Raw genomic sequence first — 25,770 nt, 5'->3', positions numbered from 1 at the left:
ATTCAGGAGTCAGGATTCAGGAGTCAGAATAGGCTTATGGTGTCGATTTAAGGTCAAATGCTTGTCCCACATACATTTGAGACGCGATAAATCGCCGTCTCTACAAGTATTTTGGGCTTATTTGAATTGTAAGTTTTGTCTTAAAAATTAAATTTAACTAATTAGTAAAATTTTAATTTTTATTGTCAACAATTACTAAATAAAGTTAGTAACATCTTTTCAGCACAACTGTATTAGTTGAATTATTTTTTCTGTTGATCCAAATCAAATTATCTATGAAATAATCATCAATCAATAACCAATTTTTGATTATAATTATTAACTTGTGAATATCGCGGTTAATCAGGATATAAAAAATCGGCAAAATGGCTAAAACTATCGTTACTGGAGTCGCAGGCTTTATTGGTTCTCATCTTGCAGAAAGATTGTTGCAACAAGGAAATGAAGTGATCGGGATTGATGAATTTAATGATTATTACGATCCGATGTTAAAGCGAAACAATGTTGCACACTTGTATCGTTTACCTGGTTTTGCATTAGTTGAAGGAGATATGCAGTTTTTAGATTGGCAGAAACTCCTAAAAGATGTTGATGTAGTTTACCATCAAGCGGCACAAGCAGGGGTGAGAGCAAGTTGGGGTAAAGCTTTTCGAGGCTATACAGAACGAAATGTTAACGCTACACAAGTTTTGCTGGAAGCTGCTAAAGATGCTAAAGACCTCAAAAGATTAGTGTTTGCCTCTTCATCTAGTGTATATGGTGATGCAGAAACATTACCTACCCACGAGAGGATTTGTCCTCAACCGGTTTCTCCTTACGGCATTACAAAGCTAGCAGCAGAGTTTTTGTGTGAACTGTATTACAAGAACTTTGGTGTGCCCTGTGTGACATTGCGCTATTTCACAGTTTATGGCCCCAAACAGCGCCCAGATATGGCATTTAATAAGTTTTTTCAATCCATTTTGCACGATGAGGCGATTCCTATTTACGGCGATGGCCAGCAAACGCGGGAGTTTACGTTTGTTAGTGATATTGTCGCCGCTAATTTAGCCGCCGCCACCGCACCCCAAGCAGTGGGAGAAATCTTTAATATCGGTGGTGGTAGTAGGGTAGTTTTAGCAGAAGTTTTAGATACGATTGAAGAAATTGTTGGGAAGTCAATCAAAAGAAACTACATAGAAAAAGCGATGGGAGACGCGCGCCACACGGCTGCTGATGTATCTAAAGCGCAGAAAATTCTTGGATATCAGCCGCAAATCTCTTTAAAAGAGGGTTTGACGCAGGAATGGGAGTGGGTGAAATCTTTGTATTCCCTATCTTCCTAATTTTCCTCATTCTGTTTATCTGTTTAACCGTCTTGCCCTTAGCTGGTAGTCAAAACAACACCTTGGCGCACAGCACGCTTGCGATTGCTTTTACGAGTACCCCCAGCCATCTGATATTGATGGCTATTTTTACCAAACTTATGAGCAACGCCAAGTAAAATTTTTTCAGAATAATCTGCCAAAGCCCGTTCATTTTCGGTGATTTGGGTTAGTAAAACATCAATAGTAGAGAGGGTAGTATTGTAAGCTTCCAGTGATTGACGAAGACCTTCAATTTTATCAGTATAATCTTTAACTGTTAAGCTATCTCCTACATCTAGAGTAGGACTGATAGATTTAATACTTGCCAAGCGCATCTCAGCTTTGCTAAGAATACGTGAATCGCGTTTTGGCCTTGCCATTAATACTCCTTCACCTGAAAAGATAACCTAAACTTTTAGTCATTCCATAGTGGACTATTTTTTAAAAGATTGTCCTGAGTAAAATTATTTATTTTTTTAAAGCCTAAAATTTGAGTAATTTCACCAATTTTTATCTCCCTTGCTGCTTCTCTCAATTTTGGGAGAAGAGGAGCCAATTTCAAAGTCCCTCTCCCAATTTTGAGCTACGGTGTATACACAAGTCGAATTACCCCCCTTAATCCCCCCTTATAGAACCCATTTGGGATCTTGGAAGAACGGGTAAAATGAGAAATAAATGCCGTACTCCAGCAGCTTAACCGACAAAGAGTGGGCAATCATTGAACCACTATTGCCGCAGAAAAAGCAAACCAGACCACCAAAGTGGACAAAGCGACAAATCTTAGATGGTATCTTCTATCAACTCAAGAATGGGTGTAACTGGTGTGATTTACCCTGCATATTTACCGCCCTACTCAACGGTGTTTTGGCATCTCCTTGCAGTGGCGAAACTTCTCAACGTCTCCCCTCTATCAGGTTTCTGCGATGCGATCTGCTTTGCAGCAACGCTTCGTGATCGCTTTGGGCCCCTACTCATCCCTACTCAATCTTCCAATTAGGCGTATAACCAGAAGTAACTTGGCTATACATTTGCAAGACCGATGCAGAAATACGTCCTGAGAGTTTTGCGATCGCCCATAGCGCTCTTGTAAAATCATTTTCAATTGTTGAGAATTCGCCCAGGAAAAAGTTTATGGCAAATATGTCCGGTCAAGACCCCTCGGAAATCACAATGGCAACGGTTGATGAAGAACGAAAAGGCGCAACTTTCAGCGGTACGGTCATCCTTGGTATAGATCCTGAGGGTGGGGAAGTCGTTTTCTTTAAAGACTTTTTAATTGAAGATTATAAAGGCGAACTTACCGCTTATCTGGCAACAGATGGCAATATAACGAAAAGCATTGATTTAGGCGAACTCGATCATAAAAGCCCCAGTTTTAGGCTGCCAATTCCGCTGGGAACGGATACATTACCCTACAATACAGTCGTGTTGAGCGACAAAAAAAGCAAGAAAAAAATCCTGACGATCAATCTATAAAATTTGTAACTTAGCTTGTAGTTCAGCCAAATTCGATTGCCCTCCTGTATAGATCTCAAATGGGTTCTATAAAGGGGGGAAATCGGAAATCTAGTTCTCTCCCCAATACATACGGGAAGGGTTCGGGAGGGGTAATTCAATGACTGGTAGTGATGTGTGTACACCATAGCCCAATTTTGGGAGAGGGATTTAGGGTGAGGGTTTTTGATTCATGCAAGAAGTCTAGTAAACCCGCTCTTACTTTTTTCTCACTCAAGACTCAGTAAAGTTAAAGCAGAAGTTGCTACAGCAAAAGCAGAAGTTCTTACAGGGAAGACGGAAGTTTCTACAGGCTGCGCAAAATACCGAAACGTCAAGGCGGAAGTTGCTACAGAGTGCGCAAAACACCGAAATGTCAAACCGGAAGTTCTTACAGGGAAGACGGAAGCTACTACAGACTGCGCGAAACACCGAAATGTCAAGCCGGAAGTTCTTACAGGGAAGACGGAAGCTGCTACAGACTGCGCGAAACACCGAAACGTCAACCCTGGAGCAATATTTTTTGATGGATACTAAATGTGGGATTCTGTTGGAGACTTGAAACCCAACAAAGTTCTAAAAATGTTGGGTTTCGTTCCTCAACCCAACTTACACTCTACAAAAATTCAAGAAACCCAGAATTTTATTGATATTTTAAGTGGCTTAATCAGATTAGGAGAAGTTATTTCAAACGCGATTATAAACGTCGGTATAGCTACAATCGGGACTCTAGTTAGGGAACTTAGAGATATTGGCGATCGGCTTAATACCTAGCTCTATTGCCATGATTAAAATTCATCTATGGCGCTACAAATTAATGTACAGAAAGTACACTACCACACAAGCGATCGCACTTTATTTGAGCTAATGAATGTTGGGTTTACTTACGTCAACTCAACTTACGGTGATGAGCGATTGCACTGCGGTTGACGGCAGGTTATCGTACTTACCAATCACGAGTAATTGCATAATTGTCTAATACTCTATCTACACTAACGATCGGGATCTTTTCTGTGAGTGCTTGAGCAAGCAAAAGCCGATCAAAGGGATCTTTATGATGGAATGGCAGAGTCACGATTGCGGCTGCATGAGCAACTTTAATTGGTAATATTTCAAATTCGTTAACTTGGATTTAATGCTCCATCCATGTTTCAAAATTTTCAGGAATTTGATACTTACCAATACTAACTTTGATGGCAATTTCCCAATAGGAAGCAGGACTGAGCAAGATGTCATTGAGGGGATCGACAATCAAATCACAGGCAACTTGACTAAGGGCGCGATCGTTGAGTACAAACCAGAGAAATGCTTGAGTATCGAGCAGAAATTTCATGGTATGTAGGGACTTCCAAGAAATAAATTACCCAAATAAACGAACCACAGAGACACAGAGAACACAGAGAAATGAGGAGGAGAGAGTTTTTTCGTCAGTTTTTTGAGTATTTTTTTATTTGGAAGTCCCGTAGTCGTTAAAGTCTTCCAAGTGGGTTTCATCTTCGGACACAATGGTTAGGGTTCCAATTGCAGTACCGGGCTGGCGAGGCTTCCGGGGTGGTTGGAATTCGCCAATCAATCTGGCAACGGTGCGATTGCCGGAAAAAATCTGCACTTCTTCACCGGGTTGGAGATTTGCAATCAGTTCGGGTAAACGAAGTTGAGCTTCTGTTAATGGAATCCGTGTCATTATTTTGTACTTCTATGCGTTAGCTTAAAGCTTTGGCAAAGCCATCGCTCTTGCTTAATTTTACAAGTATCTTGAATTTAGGCGATCGCCTGTTTAATTAGTTTAATCCTTAGCTTACCTATTCCCATGATTGAAATTCATCAATGGCGCTACGAATTAAGGAAGTTATTTGAGCGCGACGGGTTTCAAAGTTGGCGGCGATGTAAATCAGTAAAATGCCAACTAGCAAGCCAATAATCCATTTTAAAAAGGAGTACTGTAAGCTGAAAATTACTGATTGATAGATTGTCGTAATTAAAAAAGTGGCTGTACCAATGTAGAGAAAAGCGCGCACTCGTAAAGCTAATCCGGCAAAAATGGCGATGAGACTAAAAATTCCCGGTATCCAAGCTGCGTTTTGATGAAATAAAATTGCCCATCCACAAATTAAACCACTACCTACCACTCTCAGAAAATGACGAGATATTTTGTACTCTGGTAACTTCAGTTGGGTATCGACTTGAGCAATATAAAGCAGTGAGAACCCAATTGGTGTTACATACCACAAAGTATCAGTAAGACGTAAAGAATCAAACCAACGGTAAAGTGCCCAATCAATCAACGCCGCACTAATATAGGTGAAACGGATGTTTTCACCGACTTTTGCTAAAAAGATGTAAAATCCAGCTGCGAGTACTAAGGTAATCGGGTAAGTTTGCAGTCTGGTTTCCCATAAAATTATCAGAGGTATGATGTATGCAGCTTGTTGCCAAGGTCTTTTAGACCAACCCCAATTTTCCCAAGGTAGAATGTACAAAAAGTAGGCTACCACACAAGCGATCGCACCATTCCAAGGAACTAATGGCCCAGCCCAAAATCGCCCTACTGCTGTCTCTCGCCAATAAATCCTCATGCCGGCTACCTCTAATAACCCAAGGTAAACCCACATTTCGGCGATTGTAATTCTTCCCAAAATACTGGGGGAAGTGCGGAAATTTCGTCCCTGAAAGATGGCATAGCGAATCAAAAATACTCCAGTTCCCAATCCCACCAAACGGTTAACTGCAATGGGTGTAATAATAGCAGCCATTAATAAACAGCTACTCCAAACCCAGTGAATATGGGCAATTCTTTTTAATTCTTGAGGAGTTAGGTGTAAGTAGCTGACTAGCCTTGGCGACAGAATGCGGTAAGCATACATGATACTCGCGCCAAGGGTAGACATGGCAATTAATCCATCACCTAATGCTCCTCCTGAAGCTTGTAACATTTGATAGAACAAAAGTTCATAAGCAGAAATTGATACGCCAATAATTCCTAAATACAGCAAGGGTTTGAAGCTCTCGTGCCGTCGCCCTACGCCAATAATAATTAAAGCTACACCCAAGGAATACAAACCTGTCCACTCGGTGAAGGTATTCAAACGCAGCAACACACTAAATGCACCATAAATTAATGGCAAAATGTGCAAGCTGCTAGGAAACCTTTCTAATTGATGTCGTCGCCGCCACCACTCGCCGACAAGTTGAGTAATTAAACCCAAGGCGATGTTTGCGAAGCCAATTCTCACAATTGAATGTTCCCCCAACCCTAGCACCTGAGCAATCAACAATTCCAAACACCAACCAATGCCATAAAATGCCCAATTTGTCGGTTCGCGCCAACTCCGATAAACAATGGCTGCCAGGGTTATTGCAGTGGCAATTAAGAACAAAAATCCTGAAGTCGTAAACCCTTGGTAAATCAGCACTGAATGCAGTGTCAAACTTAATAATTCAACACTACACAAAGCGATCGCCCATTTATCGCTAGCGGCTGCATAGATAACTGCTAATTCGTTACCGCGTCGGCTTAAAACAGTCCGCGCTAACCATAGACTTAGAGTTGCGATCGCTCCTACAACAAACCAACCTGCTACCGCTAGGCGAGGCAAACCAGGCACACCTGTCCACAGCAACGCCCCAATAAAACTTAAAACAAATCCTTCTGTAATTACCGCAGATACTTGGTTTCGCAAATAGCGCGTATTTGCAAACATCAATCCAGCACCTATAGCCAAACCGATTAATCTGATTCCTGGTAGTTGTAAAGTTAGTAGCTGGGCAATTATCACAGCCAAGACACTCAAGTAACGGCTAGTAATCCGTCGCTCTATAATTGCGGCATTGGCAACACCTGTGAGAGCTAAAGGCGTAACTAGCCATAAAACTCCCCAATCAGATCGGTTATCAGTGATGGCATACCAAGATGATTCTGAATTTATCCACAAGAGGAAAAAACTCGCTGCGGCTAATCCTAAACCGATATCCCATGCACTACGTTGCCATAGTCCTTCCTGCAAGCTAAATCGCCATTCTGCAACCATGAGAGCCAATAAAATACTTGCCCAGCATTGTTGAGTCAGGCTTGGGAATAGCCAATTAATGGTAAAGCAAAACGTCAGTATCCCCATAATGTGAGTTAGGTATACCAGGGGAAGAGATGAGGGGGAGCGGCGTTGAGTAACGAATGCGAGAGTGGCGGTAGAAAATAGCAGATTTAGCGATCGCAATGGGGGATTTACGAGAGCGATCGTTGTTAAAAAAGCTCCAAATAACAGAGCAAGCAGTTCGCCAAATTTAGCTAATTCTCGCTTTTGGCTGCGATACAAATTATCTGTAAGCGCCACCATCAAAATTACGTAGGGAAATAAAGCGATACCCAGTAATGCCCAAGGTTCATTTTGAGAATTGGTGAGTTGGGTACTAGTTGCGATCGCTAATTTCTGTAAGTTATTAGGTACTAATCGCCAACCTAGCAAAATCGTCTCTAAGCCGATGACGAAAACCCCTGCAAAGTCTCGCTTTAAACTGTACCGCCGCAAACGACTCCCCACAAACCACAAACCCAAACCACTGACAGCTATTGCTTGCCAAGGATAATTTACTACCGATACCACCCAACCCAGGAAGAGTAAAATTGCGCCGAGTCTTTCCCAGAGTAAGAGGGATGAGGGAGATGAGGGGAATATTAATGTTACCTCCTCTGCCCCCCTGCCCCCCTGCCCCTCTGCCCTCCTCTGCTGCGCTAACCAAGTCATCAACCAGCCGCAAATGCCAATAGCTAACCCCAACAGTGTGATATCTACCTTGGTAACAAAAATTGCCCGCACCAACAATACTATTAAAGAATAAATAATTACAGCAGCAGGTAAACTAATACTTACCTTCTGGCGATCGTCGCTGACAGTACGAGGCTGTTGGAAAAGATTGTGATAAACGGTAATGATAGTTGTAGCGATCGTTGCCAGATAAACAGCAATTAAAGGAAATCCTGGGAACTGCCAACCCCAATGCAGATAACTCAGCCCTAGAATATTTATCAGAGGTAATTTGCCAGGATGTAAATTGGTAAAAATAGTCCGATTTTTGGAGAGTAAAACAGTTATAGCAGTCAGGGTAGGACAGGCGATCGCAACTACAATCCAATCCACAGGATTTTGCCACAATTTAAAGCTATCCATTGCCCAAAAATTTACAGGCACCAACAAAAGAGTGGCAATCAACAATGTCTGAGCCGTCAATCTGAGGTTATTTTGCCTAGTCGCCCAAAAGCTTAATCCCCAAAAACTCAAAGTATAAGCAAATAAAACCCCGTACTGTCCAGAAGCGGGAAACCTCGCCCATTGACTAGCAGCCAGTACCCCAGAAGATACGACTACCAGGAAAACCCCTAGAAAAAGTAGCCAACGGACACTCAGTTCTGCTCCCAAGGACTGCAACATTGTGCCGATGAAGTTGGGTTTAGCTGGTTTTTGTTGTGGTTGTTTACCGCTACTAGATTGTAAAGCTGCTATGGGCAACTGCTGCATGGGGTCGGAAGTTGCAAATACTACCTTTGTTTGAGCTTCAGCTTGAGGTTGCAACACCACCGCACATACCAGAAACTCTCGACATAACTGCCTGACTTGGGCATCAGATATTAGACCTAAACGCAGCCATATATCCAGTCCTTCTAATAACTGAGGATGGGAAGATGGTAGTCTGATTTCAATTTTTAGCGGGCGCTCAAGGGGCGATGACATAAGCGGCAGCAGTACAAGTATATACTTAAATTATTTGTTTAATTAAAGTATATTTTTGCTCTAACTGTGCCACTTATCAGGCTAATTGATATTAATTTTTAACCCAATACAGTTTAGATAAACCCAAAACCCTGATGTAGAGACGTGATTTATCGCGTCTTTGCGATACCCCTGGATATGCTCGTGTACTTAGTTTAATTAGGTTTTGTTATTTTCCAGAGATATTGGTTTACCTGCTGTAACTTTGAGTTATAAACTTTTTCAATTCCAGCTTTTAAAAAGTCAGACGGCTCGAACAAGAACAAAAATATGTCACTAAAGCCATTAGTAATCTCTGGTAACTGATTTTTTCCGACAATTTGAAATTGCACTTTTGGATCGATTAATTCACTAAGTACTTGTAGTGGCGGAATAATATTATCCTCATCACTAATTAAAAGCGGTTTCTTTCCTTGATTAATAATATTAGCAATTTGAGGATATTCTTGGTATTTATCAGGCACTTGGTTCCACCAAATCTGTGCTTGAGAGTGAACCACACAAGATACAACTTCGCCCATAATTACCATAAATGCTACAAGCGACCAAAACTTTTTTTGCCAAGCTTTAGTAGAAATAGACGCAATCTTAGTGGTAAATAGGTAAGCCACAGCTAACTGTATACCTAAAACTGAAGGAAGTGTATATCGACTAGTCGCGAATCGCTTTTGAAATACGAAATCTGTTATCAGTAAAGGAAGCCCTAAAGATCCAATCAAGGTTAAGACAAATAACCAAACTTCTTTAGAGGTTTTTCGATACACAACATAAATTGAGTAGCTGATTAAAGCTAAAATAATTAAAATAAAAGGAATTAAGACAAACTTCAGTTTTCCAGGTTCATTAGGACTAATACCTAAATCAAGAAAAGCGCGACTAAAGATACCAGCCCACCTTGCAACTGACATAAACAATGTTTGTTTAGTATTCGCCCAAGTAACTGCTTCTGGCTGAGGATTGGTAATAATAATCCAAATCCAAGGTACAAAACTTATAAACCCCGCAAGCAATGATAGCACGTAGTAAATCGATGTTTTACTCAATCGAAAGCGTTCGATTATAACTACATAAATTCCCTGTGCAAAAGCAACCAAGGTAAAAAATAGATGAGTATAAAACCCTATTGATAATGTTGCTACATAAATGCACCAACTAACTTTTGTTTGAAGGCGCATGGCTCGCAGCAGTGCTACGCTCGACATTAAGATGGCTACTATCCCTAAACTGTACGCTCGCGCTTCTTGTGCATACACGATATGAATAGGTGAAATGGCTACTAACCCGATGGCTATCCACCCGACTAGTGAAGACTCAAATAATTCTTGACATAGCCAATAAAGACAAGGAAAGGTAAGCAGACTAATAAATGCCGAAAAACTTCTGATCGCTGCTATAGAATTGCCAAAGCACTCTACCCAAAACCGGGTCATCAAGATATATAGTGGCAATATCTGCGAGTCTTCTAAAATAAGCCCTTTAATTGTATCAATTACATTTTTTTCAGGATTAGTATGCTGGTATTTATGTAAATCTTCTATGCCAATCAAACGACCATTACTTAATTGCGTTTTCATTTCCGACAGCTGATAGCCAGATATGCGTAATGATGACAAAACTTCATCACCCCAATAAATTTTTTTGTCAATATTGACGAAACGAAAAAATACACCTATTACTAATAGGATGATGATTAAAAAACGTAACCAATATTTAGAAATAGCCCATTTCTGTGATAATCGCTTTTTCATGTAGTTTTCAATCTCCTCAAAGCCTTAATTAACCTTGGTAAAAAGGCTACTCACAATTTATTATTAGCAACAGGCTAATAATAAAATCAAATTAGTATTTTGGAATAGGAAAGTGGACTAAAATTAGGATTTATTTGTATAATTTACAAATTAAAAAATAAATACAAGATATTATTTTATTTTTAACAAGTATTAATTGATTTTGCAGCTTTGGGCAAAATTATACTTATAGTTATAGTAAATATAATTGTTTCTTTGTCATCCTACAGTATAAATTAATCAATCAATAAAATACTGGAGTTACAAATAAAAAGATTTTATAAAGTTTAGATGAAAATATTATTATAAATACGTCTGTGAGTAGCAAAGAATACAGAGACGCCATTGTGGAATCGTTGTAAGTTCCAAAAAGACTCCTTCTTGACAGAAGCGTAAGAGTTGTACCACCTACTCTCACCTACGAATATGGTTGCCCGACAGTATCCGGTATCCGTAGCTTGCTTGTCGCCTCCGTTAAGAAGCTTTTTAATCTGTGTTGCGAATTTTAACTTGCCCCTGCCTGGACTAAATCGACCGTTGTTCCAGCAGTCTAAAATATGGTGAGCGTATACTACGGTAAATTTATCGGGTTATAGTATGATAGTTAAATTGCGATCGCTTCCTTTGCTATGTAGCCATTAAGCGCAAGCAACATATCTAAAGTAAACGGACGAGTGCGAACACCGCCCAATCAATCAAACTATGGAGAATTGACATGAGCAACAAACACATTGAGGTCAAACAAGTAGCAGGTTTCATCGGTGCCGAAATCAGCGGCGTAGATTTGTCGCGTCCTTTGCACGATGATGCGGTCAAAGAAATTCGTCAAGCGCTATTGAAGTGGAAAGTCGTGTTCTTTCGCGGTCAAAACATCGATCATGCGGCACAGATTGCATTCACGGCTCGTTTCGGCGAAGTTACCTACGCACATCCCCACGAAGATGAGCCGATTGAAGGCTTTTCAGAAATCCTGCCCATTGACCGCAGCCGATACGAGCGGCGCAATGGTCTACGCCGTTCCAGCTACGAAAGTCGCTGGCACACCGATGTCACAGCAGTTGTCAACCCACCTGCGGCGTCAATTTTGCGTGCAGTTAATGTCCCTAGCTTCGGTGGTGACACACAATGGACAAATCTAGTCGCAGCTTATGAGGGTCTATCAGCACCCCTACGGGCGTTGGCAGACACATTAAAAGCCGAACATCGTTTCAATGCGCGTTTGAATTTCCCCAGCAACAGCAAGATTGCCCAGCGCATCGCAGCCAATCCCCTGGTTTCAATCCACCCAGTAGTAAGGGTTCATCCTGAGACTGGTGAACGCGCCTTATATGTAAACCCTGGCTTCACCTCGCACATTCTTGACGTATCACGACAAGAGAGCGATCTTCTGCTTGAGTTATTCTTCAACCAGATCACCAAGCCCGCCTACACCACCCGCTTCCGCTGGAATAACGGTGACATTGCATTCTGGGACAACCGCGCCACCTCCCATTTGGCCCCTCAAGACTTGGATCATCTGGAAGTCGAGCGCGTCCTCTATCGCACCACCATTACGGGCGATGTTCCAGTTGGGCCCGATGGTTTCCGATCGCAAGTGGTTGAAGGTGAGGCGTTCAATAGCGAACTACCAACCGTATTGAAGAACAAAACTGAGAAGCAAGAAGCAGTAGCAGCGCTTTCATAAGCTACAGAGTGGTAAACAAAGGCTGCGCTGTTCGTAGCCCAGTTTACCTACTGAAGTATTTCGCGAAATATAAATTTATTTGTGTAGCATTAAGTAATTTTTACAGCAACTCCGAATGATTCATGAGAACATTTCGATCGTTTCTTTTGAGTGAATCCCAAGCAATGGTTCAGAGACATCACCACAGCCTATTCTCTGGCAATAACTATATCGTTGGACTTAATAACAGCATAAGCTTCTTTCCCTTCAGACAAATCCAACTCTTCTACCGATACTCTGGTGATAATTGAAGTTAACTCAACTTTGTGAACAATCTCCAGCGTTACTTCACTATTAACGGCTCCAGTAACAACTCGCTTAACAACACCCTTGAGAATATTGCGAGAGCTAACTTTGAGTGGTTTCTTTTGAAGACTAATTTCTATCTCAGGCATTTGAGTGTATATATCTTCCTCTTCTGTGTTTATGGATGGTAGCAAGTTTGATGGTGAAGAGTGTTGATTAAGACCACGTACCAGTTCCCGGAGAATCTCGGTCTTAGTTCGCTGAGACTGGCCACAAAACTCTTCCAAAATCTTTCGCTCCTCTTCTGAGGTTTGGAATGTGACCCACCCTTGTTCTTTTCTAGGCATATTTTTTACCGCTTTAGTTGGTTAAATGTTGGTATTTTTGGTACTATTTTACCTAGCATCAATTTTATGGAAGAAACCTTTCAAACGCCTTTTATATGAAAAGAAGACAAATTTTTGGCTTCCTGGGTATAGCGATCGCTGGCTTGCTCCTAGCAATTGGTTTACCGTTGTTTACTCCTTCTCCTGTAATAGCACAGTCGAACACCAGCATACTCGTGTCCGCAGCCGCCAGCTTAAAAGAGGCACTGGAAGAAATTAAGCCTTTATACCAACAAAGTAAATCAAATATCAATATTAGTTATAATTTTGGGGCCTCTGGTGCTTTGCAGCAACAGATTGAGCAAGGTGCGCCAGCGGATATCTTTATTTCTGCTGGCAAAAAGCAAGTGGATGCCTTGGAACAAAAAGGACTATTGCTACCGGGTAGCCGTACTAACCTGGCAAATAACCGTCTAGTCTTGATTGTGGCTCAGGATGTTGTTGGCATCAATAGCTTCTACAATTTAACAGATAGTAAGATTAAAAAAATTGCGATCGGTGAACCCAGAAGCGTACCCGCTGGTCAATATGGCGAGCAAGTCTTGAAGAAATTGAAACTTTACGATCGCCTCAAGTCAAAATTTGTCTTTGCTAACAATGTGCGTCAAGTTTTAGCAGCAGTAGAAAGTGGTAACGCCGAAGCGGGTTTAGTTTATGCCACTGATGCCAAAATTTCCAATAAGGTAAAAGTCGTAGTTGCTGCTGATGATAAATTTCACTCACCGATTGTCTATCCGGTAGCAATAATTAAAAGCAGTAAAAATCCTTCTGCTGCCAAAGAATTTGTCCAGTTTCTATCTGGCAGTGAAGTCAAAACTGTACTCAGAAAATATGGGTTTATTGTGAGTTAAAATAAGGGGCTTAAGCCCCTTGTCTTGTTAATTGAGATTTAAGAAGCTGTGGACTGTAATTTTTCTAGTCGTGCCAGCACTTCTGAACTGTGAATAGTTGGGTTAACTTTGACAAAAGTCTCGCGCAAGACGCCTTGAGGATCGATGATGAAACTGTGGCGCATAGATAAAAAGCCGAGCCACGAACCGTAAGCTTTGCTCACTGAACCATCAGTGTCAGCCAACAGGGGGAATTTTAGTCCCTCTGAATCGCAAAATTTGGCGTGAGAATCAATATCATCGGCACTAACACCAATAATTTGGGTATTTTTTTCAAGGTATTGGGGTAAGTCTTGCTGAAAACGACGAGCCTCTATAGTACAACCAGACGTGAAGTCTTTAGGATAAAAGTACAGGACTAGCCATTTACCGCGCAAGTCAGAGAGGGAAATTTTGCCATCACCTGTGTTGGTTGGCAAAGTAAACTCTGGTGCGGGTTGATTAATTGCCGGAAGTTTACCACCCATAGCATCAGCAGCAGGGGTAAAATTCAGCCAGCTGATGACAGAAATACAGCTGGCAAATAATATGCTTAAAAAAGTGCGGCGGGAAATCATGGTGTAAACCAGAATCACAACTTTACACAAGTTTACAATTCTTGGTTACGAGAAATCTTATTCTAAGTGAGATTCGGCAGGGGTATCTGTGCTTTCGATGTATTGACTATCTAGGAGAAAAGCCCCCCTAGCAAAGCGAATACCCCAATATCCACCGGGTCTACGGTCAATGACTATACCTTCTTCACCAATGTGAATGACATTGGGAGGGCGCAACATGGGCATAGGTTCAGCAGTTTTGACGTAGGCTGGTAGCGCCAGAACACGGACTTTACTACCAATTGCGAATTCTTTGGACATCTTAATCAAGCTAGGAGTTTTGATTAACTCATAACTCAAAACGATCTTGAAAGTCTACTAAATTGTACTCAGAACTCAGAACTAACTCAGAAGTCAGCACTCATAAGGGGCAGGGGATTGAAGGAGGCAGAAGGCAGAAGGCAGAAGGCTTTTATGTTTTACCTCAGTTGGGGATTCAAACCCCTCCTGAAAAAGAGCCACCAAATTGAAAATTTGGAGTTCTTGTCTTAAACCCAAGACCGTAGCGATCGCGGCAGTTCAAGAGTGAGGGCAGTTTTCCTCCTGCCTCCTGCCTTCTGCCTTCTGCCTCCTGCCTTCCTTGATAAATAGGGAAAGGGAAAGGGGATAAAGTTTTTCCCCTTTCCGCATCTTCTGCAAGAAGTCTGTTAATTTTTAACTATAGAAAACAATGCCTGGACATCAGTCAAGGGTAAGTGCCAAAGTAACTCTGGTTGCCAAGTATCTGGGTCAAAGTGAGAGTGACAACCGCGTTGGTATGCTTGCCAAAGTCTGTCCCAGGTGAATTGTTGTCAAGAATTTAAGTTTTTATGGATGACTCGCAACAGTCCCAGTCCCAGCATCTTTGGGATTGAGATGGGCGAGTATTGCCCACCCCAGAATTATTATTTTTTGAAAGATGATTATTGAGGATTGCCTTGTTGACGGCGTGATGGAGCATTTTGACGAAATTGCTCCATTTTTTGACGCTGTTCCGGGGTTAAGACTGCTTGAATCTGTTGTTTTTCAGACTCGCGGATTTGTCGCATTTGGGTTTTTTGTGCTTCAGTTAGATTTAAATCACCAAAACCACCCTTTCCTCGACGTTGGCCGGGTTGGCCTTGACCTTGACCTGTTTGCCCTTGAGCCTTACGCGCTTGCCACTCAGCCCGACGTGCTTGTTTCGCTGCCTCTAATTTTGCTTTTTGTTCTGGGGTCAAAACTGCTTCAAATTTGGCGCGGCTATCGCGGCGAATCGTCTGAATTTGGGCTTTTTGGGCATCTGTTAGACCCAACTCTTTCCAAGGGCCTCTTTCTTTTTGTGGAGTTTGTGCAAGTAACAGAGGTGAAGGAGAGGCTGTTTGAGCGTGAACAGCAAAGGAGGTTGCAGTTAAAGTTAAGGCGATGGCGGAAGCAACTAGCGATAATGCTTTGAGTTTCATTACTTGTTTGGTGGGTTTTTCCTGGTTGGATGCCACCATCATAAGAACTTATCTTCAGCAGTTACATGAGGAGAAAGTCATGGTTATACCCATGACTTTAGTCATGATTGACAATAGATAGTTAAGAGTTAGAAGTTAGAAGTTAGAAGTTAGAAGTTATAAATTATGAAAATTTTGATTATGATGATTTCATAAGTCATTAGTTAGCTGATTAACTAACTGTTTTGTTCTTTGAATTTACTTTTGCTTTTTTACTCAGTGAAAATTGTAAGCGGTGAAATATCTGCTCGATTTTTCGTAATTCTTAACTTCTAATTCAAAACTTATAACTTATAACTGGAGCAATGCGACTCATGAGTCGTCCAATTGAAATTAAGAAACATCCTTTTCCGTCTCTGCTTTATCTGGAGTGGACATTACTGGCGATCACCGCATTGACAGCTGTTATACCACCTCCGTTACGGCGTTTTCGTCTCAAGCCTCCAGAACTATCAATTTGTGGTGCATTTCCAGACTTGTCAGTTTGTAGTATATTGCCAGAGCTATCAATTTATAGTCTGATTATTTTTGCGTTAATGGGCTTAAAATTACCCAGAAAAAATCAGACAACTAAGATAATCTATACAGCTATGGAAATTTTATTAATTTTAATAGTTGGACTTTTTGGAGAAAGATTTGCTCGGCTTTTCCCTTTTCTATATATAATTTTAGTTACTCGTAGTTGTCTGATTTTTCAGTTGAATGGGCGCTTATTCGTTACAGCTTTGTCATTTGCCTTATTTTTAGTTACTACACAACTAAAATATCAGTTATTCAATTTTCAAGCATCGCCGCAGGCACAAGAGCGATATCGATTTTTGATTTTGAATTCGTCGCTAGTATTTGGCTTAAGTTTGGTTTTTGTGTTGTTGATGATGAATGCAGTTTTGTCTGAACGGCAAAGTCGAGAAAAGCTAGCTCTTGCTAACGACAAACTCCGTCAATATGCCATGCAAATTGAAAATCAAGCTACCTTAGAAGAACGTAACCGCATTGCTCGTGAAATTCATGATTCATTAGGACACTCTTTGACTGCTTTAAATCTGCAATTAGAAACTGCTTTAAAACTATGGCAATCTAACCCAGGTAAGGCTGAAACATTTCTCGCAACTGCAAAGGAATTGGGTTCAAAAGCGCTAAAAGATGTTCGTCAATCTGTTTCTACTATGCGTTCTAATCCCTTACAAGAACAATCTTTAGAAGATGCGATCGCTAGTCTTTCAGAAAATTTTCATCGCTTTAATGGGATATTACCAATATATCAAATCAACCTGGAATATTCTCTACCACCTGAAATAAATACTGCTATTTACCGGATTACTCAAGAATCTTTAACTAATATATCTAAATATGCCTATGCCACAGAGGTTAAATTGGAACTCACTACGACTAAAGGCAATTTGCGATTGATAATTCAGGATAATGGTAAAGGTTTTGATGTAGGGCAAAATACTACTGGTTTTGGACTTCATAGTATGCGCGATCGCACTTTAGCACTTGGGGGTAACTTTAATATTAATAGCGCTCTTGGTTCTGGTTGCAAAATTACAGTTAATATTCCCTTAACATGGTTAACATAATGATTAAAGTCTTGCTGGTAGATGACCAAAGTTTAATTCGTCAAGGATTAAGAGCGTTATTGGAACTAGAACCAGATTTAGAAATAGTTGGAGAAGCAGAAAATGGCGAGCAAGCGATTAATTTTGTTGCAGAATTTCAGCCAGATGTAATATTGCTAGATATCAGAATGCCGATTATGGATGGAGTTGCAGCCACAAAGGAGATTCAAAAACGTTTTGCCAAAACTAAGATTTTAGTATTAACGACTTTTGATGATGATGAATATGTGTCAGCAGCTTTAAAGAATGGGGCAATGGGTTATTTATTGAAAGATACGCCATCAGAAGAATTAGCTGTTGCTATTCGTGCCGTTCATAAAGGATATACGCAATTAGGCCCAGGTATAGTTAAAAAGCTGTTGACTCAATTTTCTCATGTTGCACCAACTCATTCACTGCCTTTACCATCTAGTTTAGCTGAACTTACTCCTAGAGAAAAAGAGGTTTTGCGATTAATTGCTACAGGCGCTAGTAACCGAGAAATTGCTCACGGACTCTACATTTCTGAGGGGACAGTAAAAAATCATGTTACGAATATTTTAAACAGGTTGAATTTGCGCGATCGCACTCAAGCTGCGATTTGGGCAAATACATATTTATCCTATTTGAATGAGCCAAGTTAAATAATTCGTAATTTTAAGCTCTATAGCAGTTCTATTTTAGTGTTGAGAATTGCAACCCATAGATTCCCGACTTTAAATAAGTCAGGAATCTAAATTCAGATTATTTAAATAGATCCAAGCATTCATTTTTTAAAACGTATTTTGTGACTTTTATTTTCCTAAATGACTTAGCGATTACCTCTTCGCAAGATATATTAATTTGTGATTGATTGACTGAAATTAAATCTTGAATTGAAGCACCATATACAATCTCTGATAAACCACTCCAAACACAAGCACTTGCACACATCGGACAAGGTTCGCCAGTTGTATATATGCTATAACCTTCTAAAGAGGGGTTTTTCAGTTTAGCTGTTAAACTACGAATAACATTGATTTCTGCATGGGCTGATGGATCGTTGTCTCTCCTCACAGTATTATGAGCTACGGCAACGACTTCGTTATCTTTAACAATCACTGCACCGTAGGGTGCATCACCTTCTTTTGCTTCTGCCAATGCTAAACGCATAAAAGATTCTGGGTTCATATAAGCTGAGGTTAACATAACGATAATGGTTAATAATATCGTATTTCTAATGTTATAACTGGGAATTAAGATGTATTAATGGTCGAATATGTTACTGAGCAGACAAGAAACAGAGTTTTACTTAGAAGACCTAGAAACACCAATAGGTAAAGCGATTAATTTAACCCTTGCCTCTTTGGTGCTAATATCATCAGGAATTTTTGTGGCAGAAACATATAATATTCCTGATTATATGCGGTTTCAGTTAAATGTAGCTGATACTGCGATCGTCATCATCTTCGCTGTGGAATATTTACTCCGCCTGTGGAGTGCGGAAAACAAAATTAAGTATATTTTTAGCTTTTATTCGATTATTGACTTAATGGCGATTCTGCCATTTTTTCTAGGTATGGTGGATATTAGCTTTATCCGCCTATTACGATGGTTTCGGATTTTACGATTAATTAGATTTATAGATAGAAAGTTTTTATTCGCTAGTATCAGCAGTGAAGATGGGATGATTTTTGCGCGAATATTATTTACATTATTTGCAATTGTTTTTATTTATTCTGGCTTAATTTATCAAGTCGAGCATCCGGTTAATCCTGAAAATTACGGTACATTTTTGGATGCATTCTACTTCTCTGTTGTCACAATGACAACTGTAGGATTTGGTGATGTTATTCCAATTTCGGAATTAGGACGCTTGCTAACAGTATTGATGATTTTTACAGGAATCGCACTGATTCCTTGGCAAGTAGGGGATTTAATTAAGCGAGTGGTGAAAACTGCTAATCAGGTAGAAATAGTTTGTTCAGGTTGTGGTTTAGCTTTCCATGATGTAAATGCTGGGTTTTGTCAGAGGTGCGGGACTAAGTTACCTAGTCGTAGGATTGATTAGACATTTGTTGAAATTAAATAGGGAGGATCTCATACCAATTCAATTAATGATTGCAACACATCCTTGGGTAAAGACGCGATGAATCGCGTCTCTACAAATGGTCTATTTGTCGCATTCTTTTTTCCAATTGGTATCACCTTTGCAAATATACCAAGCGATTAGAAATCGCCGCTACGCGAACGTTTGTGTAGCGTCTCGCAGAGAAGTCCGCCTACGCGGACTCAAAGAATTTGAAACCCACGGAGGTGGGTTTTGTTTGTATAGCCGCAAATTCCATTCGCCAGGACAGGCGTGTTTTTACAAAAGTGAGATGCTCCCAATTAAATATGCGTTATCCACAATCCTTAGAGAGATGTAGCACTGGCAATTCAATAAACATGATATTAATCCTAACCCGTCAATTTGATAGGTTGCTTAGGGTGTCGTCTGCGGTGGATTGGTGGAATTAGGAAATGGAAGAGTTGGTACGATTACAGGCTTTGCTTTTTCGCCTTGCAGTTGAATTTGGGCTTGATTGCGGCCGTCTATTGCTTGTTGGTAATTAGGCTTGTATTTTATTGCTCGATCGTAAGAAGCGATCGCATCCTGATACCGTTTCAAATTTAATAGAGCATTGCCTCTACTAAACCAGCTTTCGGAATGGTCTACTTTATAACGAACTGCCTTATTATAAGACGCGATCGCATCTTCGTATTTCTGTAATATGTATTGTGAATTCCCTAAATTATACCAGAGTTGATAGTTATTTTGCTTAAGCGTTGCCGCTTTATTATAAGCTTTTATTGCTTCTTCATAGCGTTGATTTTGATGCAGCGACCATCCCAAATTATACCATGCTTGATAGTTTCTGGGACTGTATTTAATTACTTGATTAAAAGATTCAATTGCTTCTGGATAACGTTGTAAATTCAGTAATATATTACCTCTAGACAACCAAGCTTGGTAATAATTTGGCTGATATTGCACCGATTTATCATAAGCTGTAAATGCATCTTGATAGCGTTTTAAATTTACTAGCGCATTCCCTAAATTATACCAGGCTTGCTCGTAGTCTGGTTTTAAATCAACGACTTTTTGATAAGCTGCGATCGCTTCTTCATATTGCCTAGAATTCTGTAAAGCTAATCCTTTTTTATACCAAGCTTCGTAATTATCTGGTTTGAGTTCAATTGCCTTTTCATAAGATTTAATTGCCTGGTCATATTGGTTTAAATTACTGAAAGCTTCACCTTTAGCATTCCAGACTTCTGAGTTGTCATTCTTTAATTCTAAGGCTTTATCAAAAGAGGCGATCGCTTCTTGATATCGCTGTAAATTTCCCAATACAGTACCACGCCCAATCCAAGCATCTAAATAATCTGGCTGAATTTGAATTGCTTTATCATACGCCACTAATGCGTCTTTGTATTTTCGTAATTTATTTAGCGTTTTACCTTGACCATTCCAGCCTTTAGCATAATCTGGTCTAAGATTAACGGCTTTTTCATATACTTCTAGCGCGTCTTGATAGCGTTGTAAATCAAAAAATGTATTTCCTTGTTTAGATAATTCTATGGCATTATTTGAATTAATGTAATTCCAAATAAATATTGATGCTACTCCGCCAACAGCAATAAAAAATATTGTTAGTAAAATTTTACCTAAAATACCTTTTTTTGGTTCAGGTTTGTTGATATTTTTTGGTGGAGAAGGAGGAGTTAACGCTATTGTCTGAACAGGTGGTTGTCTTAACTCTTTCAGCGCTTGTAATGCCACTGTTGCCGAAGGATAGCGTTGCCGAAAGTCGTAGCACACCATTTTATCTAAGAATTGAGCAAATTCTGGTGTTACTGTAGCTTTATCGTGCCAGATAATTTCATTAGTATCAGCATCTTTTACTATTTCCTCTGGTGATAATCCAGTGAGAGCTTGAATAGCAATTATTCCCGCAGCATAGATATCACTGCTTAATTTTGGCGTACCATGAGCTTGTTCGCCAGGAATATATCCAGGCGTACCGATAGCTACTGTTGCTAAAGTTTGACCTTGGGGAGTAATAACTTGAGTTGCAATTTGTTTAACTGCACCAAAATCAATTAAAATTAATTTGCCATCTGGTTGGCGTCTGAGGATATTGTGGGGATTGACATCACGATGAATTACATTCTGTTGATGGACAAATTCTAAGATTGCCAAAAGCTCTTGTAAAAGTGAAATGACTTCTTCTTGACTGAGGACTTTACCTGATGTTAATTCTTGACTCAGGTTATGACCTTCGATCAATTCCTGTACAAGATAGAATTCGGCATTTTCTTCAAAGTAAGCTAAAAGTTGGGGAATGCGATCGTGAGTTCCTAATTTATACAGAACTTGTGCTTCCGTATCAAATAAACGTCTAGCTGTTTCCAAAGTTACCGGATCGCTTGCCTGGGGTTTGAGTTTCTTAACAACACATAGAGGTGAACCAGGTAATTGGGTATCACAAGCCACAAAAGTTTCACCAAAACCCCCACCTCCCAAGTTACTAATAATTTGGTATCTTCCTACAAGTGTGTTTCCTAGCATCTTGTTTGCCTAGTTAAGTGCGATGCGATCTGATTTCAATCTTGCCACAGGTTAAGGAGGACTGACGGAGTGGGGGAGTGTGGGAGTGAGGGAGGCAGGGGAGGCAGGGGAGGCAGGGGGAGAATAACTAATGACTAATGCCAATTACAAATGACTAATGACTAATGACTAATGACAAATGACCAATGACCAATGACTAATGACCAATTTATATGATTCCTATTAGTGATAATATTCTTTGTCGAAGTAAACCAATTATTAATTACTGGTTGATTGCCATTAACCTGGCTGTATTTTTATGGGAACTTCAACTAGAGTTTATCGGTCAATTAGGTTATTTTGTGAATACTTGGGGTATGATTCCAGCGCAGATTAGTGGAGCAGTTACCAATGCTCTCTTTTTCAACTCTGCTGCTTGGATAGTTGTCATTTGGCGGGTATTTACCCTATTTTTTGGCATATTTCTGCACGGCAGTTTTAGTCAAATATTAGGAAATTTACTATTTTTGTGGGTTTTTGGGAAAACTGTAGAAAATCTTCTAGGACATAGACGCTATTTAGGGTTTTATCTGGCTGCTGGTGTAATGACAGGGGTAATACAAATTCTGGCTGAACCGAGTTTGACAGTCCCATTGATTGGAGGCAACGGTGCGATCGCAGCTATTTTAGGAGCATACGTTATGAAGTTTCCTAAAGCTAAAATTGATACTGTTTTGCCGCTAATAATCTTGTATATTCCTATCCAAATACCAGCCTTTTTCTATATATTTTGGTGGTTTGTGCAACAATTATTTTATGGTATCGGCAGTTTAAATATTCCTCCTGTTGGCGTAAATCAATCGGGTGTTGTTTTCTTAGGGCAGGTTGTGGGATTATTAATTGGTGCAGCTTTCATTCGATTGAAGAGATAACCTTTTTTATTTAACTATCTAGCTATTTTTTAGGGTGGGCAATATTAACTAACTGATGTTAAAAAGCTCAATTTTGATGTTGTTGGCAGTGCTTACCCTAAATTTATCGAAACTCATATATACCTTTTGGCTGAAATTACTCAACTGTTTTTGCTTAAAAATAAAGTATATATTAAAAAAATAAAATAATTAGTGTTATTATTTTTTGATTTTTATGTAACCTTTGATAGATTACATTTGGTAGTTGAAAAAATCATAGATCAAACTAGGGGATACCTACTCTTCAAGTCGATATTGTTAAATATTAGCGGTGTACAATATGCAAAAGCAAAATGTTAATAAAATTAACTTTCAACTCACTGATGAATTAGCAGTTTTGCAGCAGCGAGTAGCTGAGTTAGAGCAATCAGAGAGATTTTATCAACAAAGGCAAGCAGCACTTGAGGAACAATTAACAGAACTAAAAAGAAAGCTGCCATTAGAAGCAGAAAATTCTCATATTAAAGTTAAGGAAACATCTGTACATCTCATGCCAACAGAGGTAGCAGTAATTTTAGAGCAACTCCAACAAGAAACTGCGGCGCGTCAGCAGCTAGAAGTACTTCTCAGGGAGAGTCAAGAACGGCTGAGGCTAACTCTAGATGTATCTCAAATGGGTTTATGGGACTGGAATATTGTTACCAATCAAGTCATCTGGTCGGAAAATTATGGACTGCTTTTTGGTCTACTTCCAAGTAGTTCTGATAGTCCTTATGAGACGTTTCAAAAGTGCGTTCATCCTGAAGATAGCCAATCTGTAATGCAAGCGATCGCTCAGGCTTTGGCACAAAAGACTGACTACAATGATGAATTTCGTATAGTTCGCTCAGACCAAAGTACACATTGGATTTCTGCCAACGGAAAATTTATCTATAACCCTCAAGGGCAAGCGGTGCGAATGATCGGCGTTTGTATGGAAACTACTGTGTGTAAGCAAGCAGTAGAAAGTACTCGCGAACTCACGACACAAGTCCAAGAACAGGCAAATATTTTAAATGCCATCCTTACCGCTTCAGTCGATCATATTTATATTTTTAATCGCCAAGGTTGTTATCAGTATGTCAGCCGTGATGGAGCAAGTATACTAGGTTTAAATACCCAAGATATTATTGGCAAAACGTTGTCAGAAATGGATTTACCCGCAGACCTAATCACGCAGGTAGATAATCAACGACAAGCTGTGATGAACACTGGACAGCCGCTCAAAGATGAGTGTAGATATGTTACTCGTGATGGCGTACATTATTATGAATATATTCTCACACCATTACGGAATGTTGACCAAACTATTGAAGGCGTAATTACTGTTTCTCGCGATATTACCGAACACAAACGGGCAGAAAAAGTTTTACGTGAAAGTGAAGCACGATTTCGGCGTTTGTTTGAATCTAACTTGATTGGGGTCGCTTTTTGGAATGTGCATGGCTTTGTGATTGATGCCAATGATGCCTTTCTTGAATTAGCTGGTTACACTCGTGATGAGTTTGCTACTTTAGGCAGAATTAATTGGAAAGAACTTACTCCTGTTAAGTATCAGGATTTAGACGATCGCGCCATTTTGGAGGTGCAAACCACTGGAGTTTCCAAAATTTATGAGAAAGAATATATCCACCGCAACGGCAAGCGAGTACCGATTGTTTTAGGGATAGCTTTGCTGAATGATTCTCAAGAACATGGTGTTGCTTTTGTACTGGATATTACCGAGCGCAAATTGGCTGAAAAAGAATGCGATCGCCTACTCGACTGCGAAAAGGCAGCACGGCAACAAGCAGAAATCGCCAACAAAATTAAAGATGAATTTCTGGCGGTTCTCTCCCATGAACTGCGAACCCCACTCAACTCCATTCTGGGATGGTCGAAAATGCTGCGGACTCGCAAGTTTGATGAAAAAACTACTCATCACGCCTTAGAAACCATTGAACGCAATGCGAAGTTACAAACCCAGCTAATTGAAGATTTGTTGGATGTGTCGCGCATCCTCCAAGGAAAATTAAACTTGAATATCTGTCCCGTCAGCTTGGTAATGGTAGTTGAAGCAGCACTAGAAACGGTAAAACTAGCAGCACAAGCCAAGTCAATTCAAATTCAGACGGTATTTGATGCCAATTTGGGACAAGTGATGGGCGACCCAAATCGGCTGCAACAAGTTGTGTGGAACTTGCTTTCTAATGCGGTAAAATTTACACCAACAGGCGGACGGGTAGAAATTCGACTCATGGAAGTTGGTAATCAGGCTCAAATTCAGGTCAGCGATACAGGTAAGGGAATTAGCCTAGACTTTTTGCCTTATGTGTTCGATTACTTTCGCCAAGCTGATGGCACAACTACACGGACATTTGGTGGACTAGGTTTAGGACTTGCGATCGTGCGTAAGGTTGTAGAAATGCATGGGGGAAATGTTCAAGCCGAAAGTCTTGGAGAAGGACTGGGTGCAACCTTCAGTGTCGAGTTACCGCTTTTGGTTAGAAGCGAACAGGTTCGGGGTGAAGAGAATCAATCTTCATATTCTGAGCCGGAATCCTCGCTGCTTGCAGACACTCAAGTTTTGGTAGTGGACGATGAACCAGATATCCGCGATTTAATTACCTTTATTTTGCAAGACTACGGCGTGCAAGTAACCGCCGTGTCATCAGCACAAGAAGCATTACAAGCACTATCTGAGTCGATACCAGATGTTTTAATTAGCGATATTGGAATGCCAAAAACTGACGGTTATATGCTGATGCGTGAAGTGCGATCGCGATCGCCCCAACAGGGAGGAAACATACCAGCGATCGCTCTGACGGCTTATGCAGGGGAAATGAATCAGCAGCAAGCATTAGCCGCAGGATTTCAAATGCATATTTCCAAACCAGTAGATCCAGATGTATTGGTAAAAGCGATCGCTGATTTGATTGAGCCAGGCTGATACAAGTAAGCGTCCGTCGGCTGTCCA

Annotated in this window: 25 protein-coding genes; 12 read left to right on the top strand and 13 right to left on the bottom strand. The window is 40.3% G+C overall.

Annotation, left to right across the window (positions count from 1 at the left end):
* Nucleotides 1-365: 365 nt before the first annotated feature.
* On the top strand, nucleotides 366-1,325 hold the full coding sequence (locus tag CDG76_RS03495) for an NAD-dependent epimerase/dehydratase family protein (protein ID WP_094347658.1): 960 nt from the start codon (nucleotides 366-368) through the stop codon (nucleotides 1,323-1,325).
* Nucleotides 1,326-1,363: 38 nt separating this feature from the next.
* Here CDG76_RS03495 and CDG76_RS03490 read toward each other — a convergent pair whose 3' ends face one another.
* Both CDG76_RS03490 and CDG76_RS36995 read right to left on the bottom strand, forming a co-directional pair.
* Nucleotides 1,364-1,726, bottom strand: coding sequence for a hypothetical protein (locus CDG76_RS03490; RefSeq protein WP_094347657.1), 363 nt, complete (start codon nucleotides 1,724-1,726; stop codon nucleotides 1,364-1,366).
* A gap of 35 nt (nucleotides 1,727-1,761) precedes the next feature.
* Nucleotides 1,762-1,908 (bottom strand): hypothetical protein, encoded by a 147-nt coding sequence (locus tag CDG76_RS36995; protein WP_190240742.1) that lies wholly within the window; start codon nucleotides 1,906-1,908, stop codon nucleotides 1,762-1,764.
* 113 nt (nucleotides 1,909-2,021) lie between these two features.
* Between CDG76_RS36995 and CDG76_RS03485 the strand changes: the two genes are divergently transcribed.
* The 4 genes from CDG76_RS03485 (at nucleotide 2,022) to CDG76_RS38950 (ending at nucleotide 3,770) form a co-directional block, all read left to right on the top strand.
* Nucleotides 2,022-2,300, top strand: a complete 279-nt coding sequence (locus CDG76_RS03485) for a transposase (RefSeq protein WP_223265116.1) — start codon at nucleotides 2,022-2,024, stop codon at nucleotides 2,298-2,300.
* A gap of 177 nt (nucleotides 2,301-2,477) precedes the next feature.
* Nucleotides 2,478-2,822: a hypothetical protein gene (locus tag CDG76_RS03480; RefSeq protein ID WP_094347656.1), complete on the top strand. Its 345-nt coding sequence runs from the start codon at nucleotides 2,478-2,480 to the stop codon at nucleotides 2,820-2,822.
* Nucleotides 2,823-3,377: 555 nt separating this feature from the next.
* On the top strand, nucleotides 3,378-3,614 hold the full coding sequence (locus CDG76_RS03470) for a hypothetical protein (RefSeq protein ID WP_094347655.1): 237 nt from the start codon (nucleotides 3,378-3,380) through the stop codon (nucleotides 3,612-3,614).
* A gap of 27 nt (nucleotides 3,615-3,641) precedes the next feature.
* Nucleotides 3,642-3,770 (top strand): hypothetical protein, encoded by a 129-nt coding sequence (locus tag CDG76_RS38950; RefSeq protein ID WP_262984298.1) that lies wholly within the window; start codon nucleotides 3,642-3,644, stop codon nucleotides 3,768-3,770.
* A gap of 16 nt (nucleotides 3,771-3,786) precedes the next feature.
* Here CDG76_RS38950 and CDG76_RS39325 read toward each other — a convergent pair whose 3' ends face one another.
* The 5 genes from CDG76_RS39325 to CDG76_RS03450 form a co-directional block, all read right to left on the bottom strand.
* Entirely contained in the window at nucleotides 3,787-3,972 is a 186-nt protein-coding gene (locus CDG76_RS39325) for a type II toxin-antitoxin system VapC family toxin (protein ID WP_317616114.1), read from the bottom strand.
* Nucleotides 3,973-4,173: a type II toxin-antitoxin system VapC family toxin gene (locus tag CDG76_RS38115; protein WP_223265115.1), complete on the bottom strand. Its 201-nt coding sequence runs from the start codon at nucleotides 4,171-4,173 to the stop codon at nucleotides 3,973-3,975. It lies immediately after the preceding gene.
* A 114-nt stretch (nucleotides 4,174-4,287) separates the two neighbouring features.
* Nucleotides 4,288-4,524: a type II toxin-antitoxin system Phd/YefM family antitoxin gene (locus CDG76_RS03460; protein WP_094347654.1), complete on the bottom strand. Its 237-nt coding sequence runs from the start codon at nucleotides 4,522-4,524 to the stop codon at nucleotides 4,288-4,290.
* Nucleotides 4,525-4,642: 118 nt separating this feature from the next.
* Nucleotides 4,643-8,566, bottom strand: a complete 3,924-nt coding sequence (locus tag CDG76_RS03455; RefSeq protein WP_094347653.1) for a DUF2157 domain-containing protein — start codon at nucleotides 8,564-8,566, stop codon at nucleotides 4,643-4,645.
* A gap of 194 nt (nucleotides 8,567-8,760) precedes the next feature.
* Entirely contained in the window at nucleotides 8,761-10,353 is a 1,593-nt protein-coding gene (locus CDG76_RS03450; RefSeq protein ID WP_094347652.1) for a glycosyltransferase family 39 protein, read from the bottom strand.
* Nucleotides 10,354-11,107: 754 nt separating this feature from the next.
* Between CDG76_RS03450 and CDG76_RS03445 the strand changes: the two genes are divergently transcribed.
* Entirely contained in the window at nucleotides 11,108-12,076 is a 969-nt protein-coding gene (locus tag CDG76_RS03445; RefSeq protein ID WP_094347651.1) for a TauD/TfdA dioxygenase family protein, read from the top strand.
* 188 nt (nucleotides 12,077-12,264) lie between these two features.
* On the opposite strand, the gene CDG76_RS03440 is transcribed toward CDG76_RS03445, so the two are convergent.
* Nucleotides 12,265-12,708: a TOBE domain-containing protein gene (locus tag CDG76_RS03440; protein ID WP_094347650.1), complete on the bottom strand. Its 444-nt coding sequence runs from the start codon at nucleotides 12,706-12,708 to the stop codon at nucleotides 12,265-12,267.
* 95 nt (nucleotides 12,709-12,803) lie between these two features.
* Between CDG76_RS03440 and modA the strand changes: the two genes are divergently transcribed.
* Nucleotides 12,804-13,598, top strand: a complete 795-nt coding sequence (gene modA / locus CDG76_RS03435) for a molybdate ABC transporter substrate-binding protein (protein ID WP_094347649.1) — start codon at nucleotides 12,804-12,806, stop codon at nucleotides 13,596-13,598.
* A 38-nt stretch (nucleotides 13,599-13,636) separates the two neighbouring features.
* Here modA and CDG76_RS03430 read toward each other — a convergent pair whose 3' ends face one another.
* The 3 genes from CDG76_RS03430 to CDG76_RS03415 all read right to left on the bottom strand — a co-directional run bounded on the left by CDG76_RS03430 (nucleotide 13,637) and on the right by CDG76_RS03415 (nucleotide 15,654).
* Nucleotides 13,637-14,194: a peroxiredoxin gene (locus tag CDG76_RS03430; protein WP_094347648.1), complete on the bottom strand. Its 558-nt coding sequence runs from the start codon at nucleotides 14,192-14,194 to the stop codon at nucleotides 13,637-13,639.
* Between the two features lie 57 nt (nucleotides 14,195-14,251).
* Nucleotides 14,252-14,494, bottom strand: coding sequence for a regulatory protein SipA (sipA, locus tag CDG76_RS03425; protein ID WP_094347647.1), 243 nt, complete (start codon nucleotides 14,492-14,494; stop codon nucleotides 14,252-14,254).
* A 641-nt stretch (nucleotides 14,495-15,135) separates the two neighbouring features.
* On the bottom strand, nucleotides 15,136-15,654 hold the full coding sequence (locus CDG76_RS03415; RefSeq protein ID WP_094347936.1) for a Spy/CpxP family protein refolding chaperone: 519 nt from the start codon (nucleotides 15,652-15,654) through the stop codon (nucleotides 15,136-15,138).
* Nucleotides 15,655-16,007: 353 nt separating this feature from the next.
* Between CDG76_RS03415 and CDG76_RS03410 the strand changes: the two genes are divergently transcribed.
* Nucleotides 16,008-17,273: a sensor histidine kinase gene (locus tag CDG76_RS03410; protein WP_094347646.1), complete on the top strand. Its 1,266-nt coding sequence runs from the start codon at nucleotides 16,008-16,010 to the stop codon at nucleotides 17,271-17,273.
* Nucleotides 17,273-17,935, top strand: a complete 663-nt coding sequence (locus tag CDG76_RS03405) for a response regulator (protein WP_094347645.1) — start codon at nucleotides 17,273-17,275, stop codon at nucleotides 17,933-17,935. Before CDG76_RS03410 ends, CDG76_RS03405 begins: the two co-directional genes overlap by 1 nt.
* A gap of 100 nt (nucleotides 17,936-18,035) precedes the next feature.
* Here CDG76_RS03405 and CDG76_RS03400 read toward each other — a convergent pair whose 3' ends face one another.
* Nucleotides 18,036-18,461 (bottom strand): nucleoside deaminase, encoded by a 426-nt coding sequence (locus CDG76_RS03400; RefSeq protein WP_094347935.1) that lies wholly within the window; start codon nucleotides 18,459-18,461, stop codon nucleotides 18,036-18,038.
* A gap of 88 nt (nucleotides 18,462-18,549) precedes the next feature.
* Between CDG76_RS03400 and CDG76_RS03395 the strand changes: the two genes are divergently transcribed.
* Complete coding sequence (locus tag CDG76_RS03395) at nucleotides 18,550-19,341, top strand: ion transporter (protein ID WP_094347644.1); 792 nt, start codon at nucleotides 18,550-18,552, stop codon at nucleotides 19,339-19,341.
* A gap of 414 nt (nucleotides 19,342-19,755) precedes the next feature.
* Here the strand turns inward: CDG76_RS03395 and CDG76_RS03390 are convergent, their stop codons facing one another.
* Nucleotides 19,756-21,885 carry a serine/threonine-protein kinase gene (locus CDG76_RS03390; RefSeq protein ID WP_094347643.1) on the bottom strand — a complete coding sequence of 710 codons (2,130 nt, stop codon included), beginning with the start codon at nucleotides 21,883-21,885 and terminating at the stop codon, nucleotides 19,756-19,758.
* Between the two features lie 212 nt (nucleotides 21,886-22,097).
* On the opposite strand from CDG76_RS03390, the gene CDG76_RS03385 reads away from it, so the two are divergent.
* Together CDG76_RS03385 and CDG76_RS03380 are read left to right on the top strand one after the other, a co-directional pair.
* The gene (locus tag CDG76_RS03385; RefSeq protein WP_094347642.1) at nucleotides 22,098-22,796 is read left to right on the top strand and encodes a rhomboid family intramembrane serine protease; all 699 of its coding nucleotides are present in this window, start codon (nucleotides 22,098-22,100) and stop codon (nucleotides 22,794-22,796) included.
* Nucleotides 22,797-23,115: 319 nt separating this feature from the next.
* A complete protein-coding gene (locus CDG76_RS03380; RefSeq protein ID WP_094347641.1) occupies nucleotides 23,116-25,743 on the top strand; it encodes a PAS domain-containing hybrid sensor histidine kinase/response regulator in 2,628 nt (875 codons plus the stop codon).
* Nucleotides 25,744-25,770: the final 27 nt, after the last annotated feature.

Origin of the sequence: Nostoc sp. 'Peltigera membranacea cyanobiont' 210A (genome assembly GCF_002246015.1) — a bacterium.
Lineage (GTDB): Bacteria > Cyanobacteriota > Cyanobacteriia > Cyanobacteriales > Nostocaceae > Nostoc.
This window is presented reverse-complemented; position numbering and strand designations above follow the sequence as displayed.

Excerpts from the sequence above, each read along its gene's own strand:
- CDG76_RS03485 (WP_223265116.1), top strand. The coding sequence starts at position 2,022 with ATGCCGTACTCCAGCAGCTTAACCGACAAAGAGTGGGCAATCATTGAA.
- CDG76_RS03385 (WP_094347642.1), top strand. The coding sequence starts at position 22,098 with ATGATTCCTATTAGTGATAATATTCTTTGTCGAAGTAAACCAATTATT.
- CDG76_RS03490 (WP_094347657.1), bottom strand. The coding sequence starts at position 1,726 with ATGGCAAGGCCAAAACGCGATTCACGTATTCTTAGCAAAGCTGAGATG.
- CDG76_RS03410 (WP_094347646.1), top strand. The coding sequence starts at position 16,008 with ATGAGTCGTCCAATTGAAATTAAGAAACATCCTTTTCCGTCTCTGCTT.
- CDG76_RS03395 (WP_094347644.1), top strand. The coding sequence starts at position 18,550 with ATGTTACTGAGCAGACAAGAAACAGAGTTTTACTTAGAAGACCTAGAA.
- CDG76_RS03480 (WP_094347656.1), top strand. The coding sequence starts at position 2,478 with ATGGCAAATATGTCCGGTCAAGACCCCTCGGAAATCACAATGGCAACG.
- CDG76_RS03470 (WP_094347655.1), top strand. The coding sequence starts at position 3,378 with ATGTGGGATTCTGTTGGAGACTTGAAACCCAACAAAGTTCTAAAAATG.
- CDG76_RS38115 (WP_223265115.1), bottom strand. The coding sequence starts at position 4,173 with ATGAAATTTCTGCTCGATACTCAAGCATTTCTCTGGTTTGTACTCAAC.
- CDG76_RS03400 (WP_094347935.1), bottom strand. The coding sequence starts at position 18,461 with ATGAACCCAGAATCTTTTATGCGTTTAGCATTGGCAGAAGCAAAAGAA.
- CDG76_RS03380 (WP_094347641.1), top strand. The coding sequence starts at position 23,116 with ATGCAAAAGCAAAATGTTAATAAAATTAACTTTCAACTCACTGATGAA.
- CDG76_RS03445 (WP_094347651.1), top strand. The coding sequence starts at position 11,108 with ATGAGCAACAAACACATTGAGGTCAAACAAGTAGCAGGTTTCATCGGT.
- CDG76_RS03405 (WP_094347645.1), top strand. The coding sequence starts at position 17,273 with ATGATTAAAGTCTTGCTGGTAGATGACCAAAGTTTAATTCGTCAAGGA.
- sipA (WP_094347647.1), bottom strand. The coding sequence starts at position 14,494 with ATGTCCAAAGAATTCGCAATTGGTAGTAAAGTCCGTGTTCTGGCGCTA.
- modA (WP_094347649.1), top strand. The coding sequence starts at position 12,804 with ATGAAAAGAAGACAAATTTTTGGCTTCCTGGGTATAGCGATCGCTGGC.
- CDG76_RS03415 (WP_094347936.1), bottom strand. The coding sequence starts at position 15,654 with ATGAAACTCAAAGCATTATCGCTAGTTGCTTCCGCCATCGCCTTAACT.
- CDG76_RS03440 (WP_094347650.1), bottom strand. The coding sequence starts at position 12,708 with ATGCCTAGAAAAGAACAAGGGTGGGTCACATTCCAAACCTCAGAAGAG.
- CDG76_RS38950 (WP_262984298.1), top strand. The coding sequence starts at position 3,642 with ATGGCGCTACAAATTAATGTACAGAAAGTACACTACCACACAAGCGAT.
- CDG76_RS03450 (WP_094347652.1), bottom strand. The coding sequence starts at position 10,353 with ATGAAAAAGCGATTATCACAGAAATGGGCTATTTCTAAATATTGGTTA.
- CDG76_RS03460 (WP_094347654.1), bottom strand. The coding sequence starts at position 4,524 with ATGACACGGATTCCATTAACAGAAGCTCAACTTCGTTTACCCGAACTG.
- CDG76_RS03430 (WP_094347648.1), bottom strand. The coding sequence starts at position 14,194 with ATGATTTCCCGCCGCACTTTTTTAAGCATATTATTTGCCAGCTGTATT.
- CDG76_RS03455 (WP_094347653.1), bottom strand. The coding sequence starts at position 8,566 with ATGTCATCGCCCCTTGAGCGCCCGCTAAAAATTGAAATCAGACTACCA.
- CDG76_RS03495 (WP_094347658.1), top strand. The coding sequence starts at position 366 with ATGGCTAAAACTATCGTTACTGGAGTCGCAGGCTTTATTGGTTCTCAT.
- CDG76_RS03390 (WP_094347643.1), bottom strand. The coding sequence starts at position 21,885 with ATGCTAGGAAACACACTTGTAGGAAGATACCAAATTATTAGTAACTTG.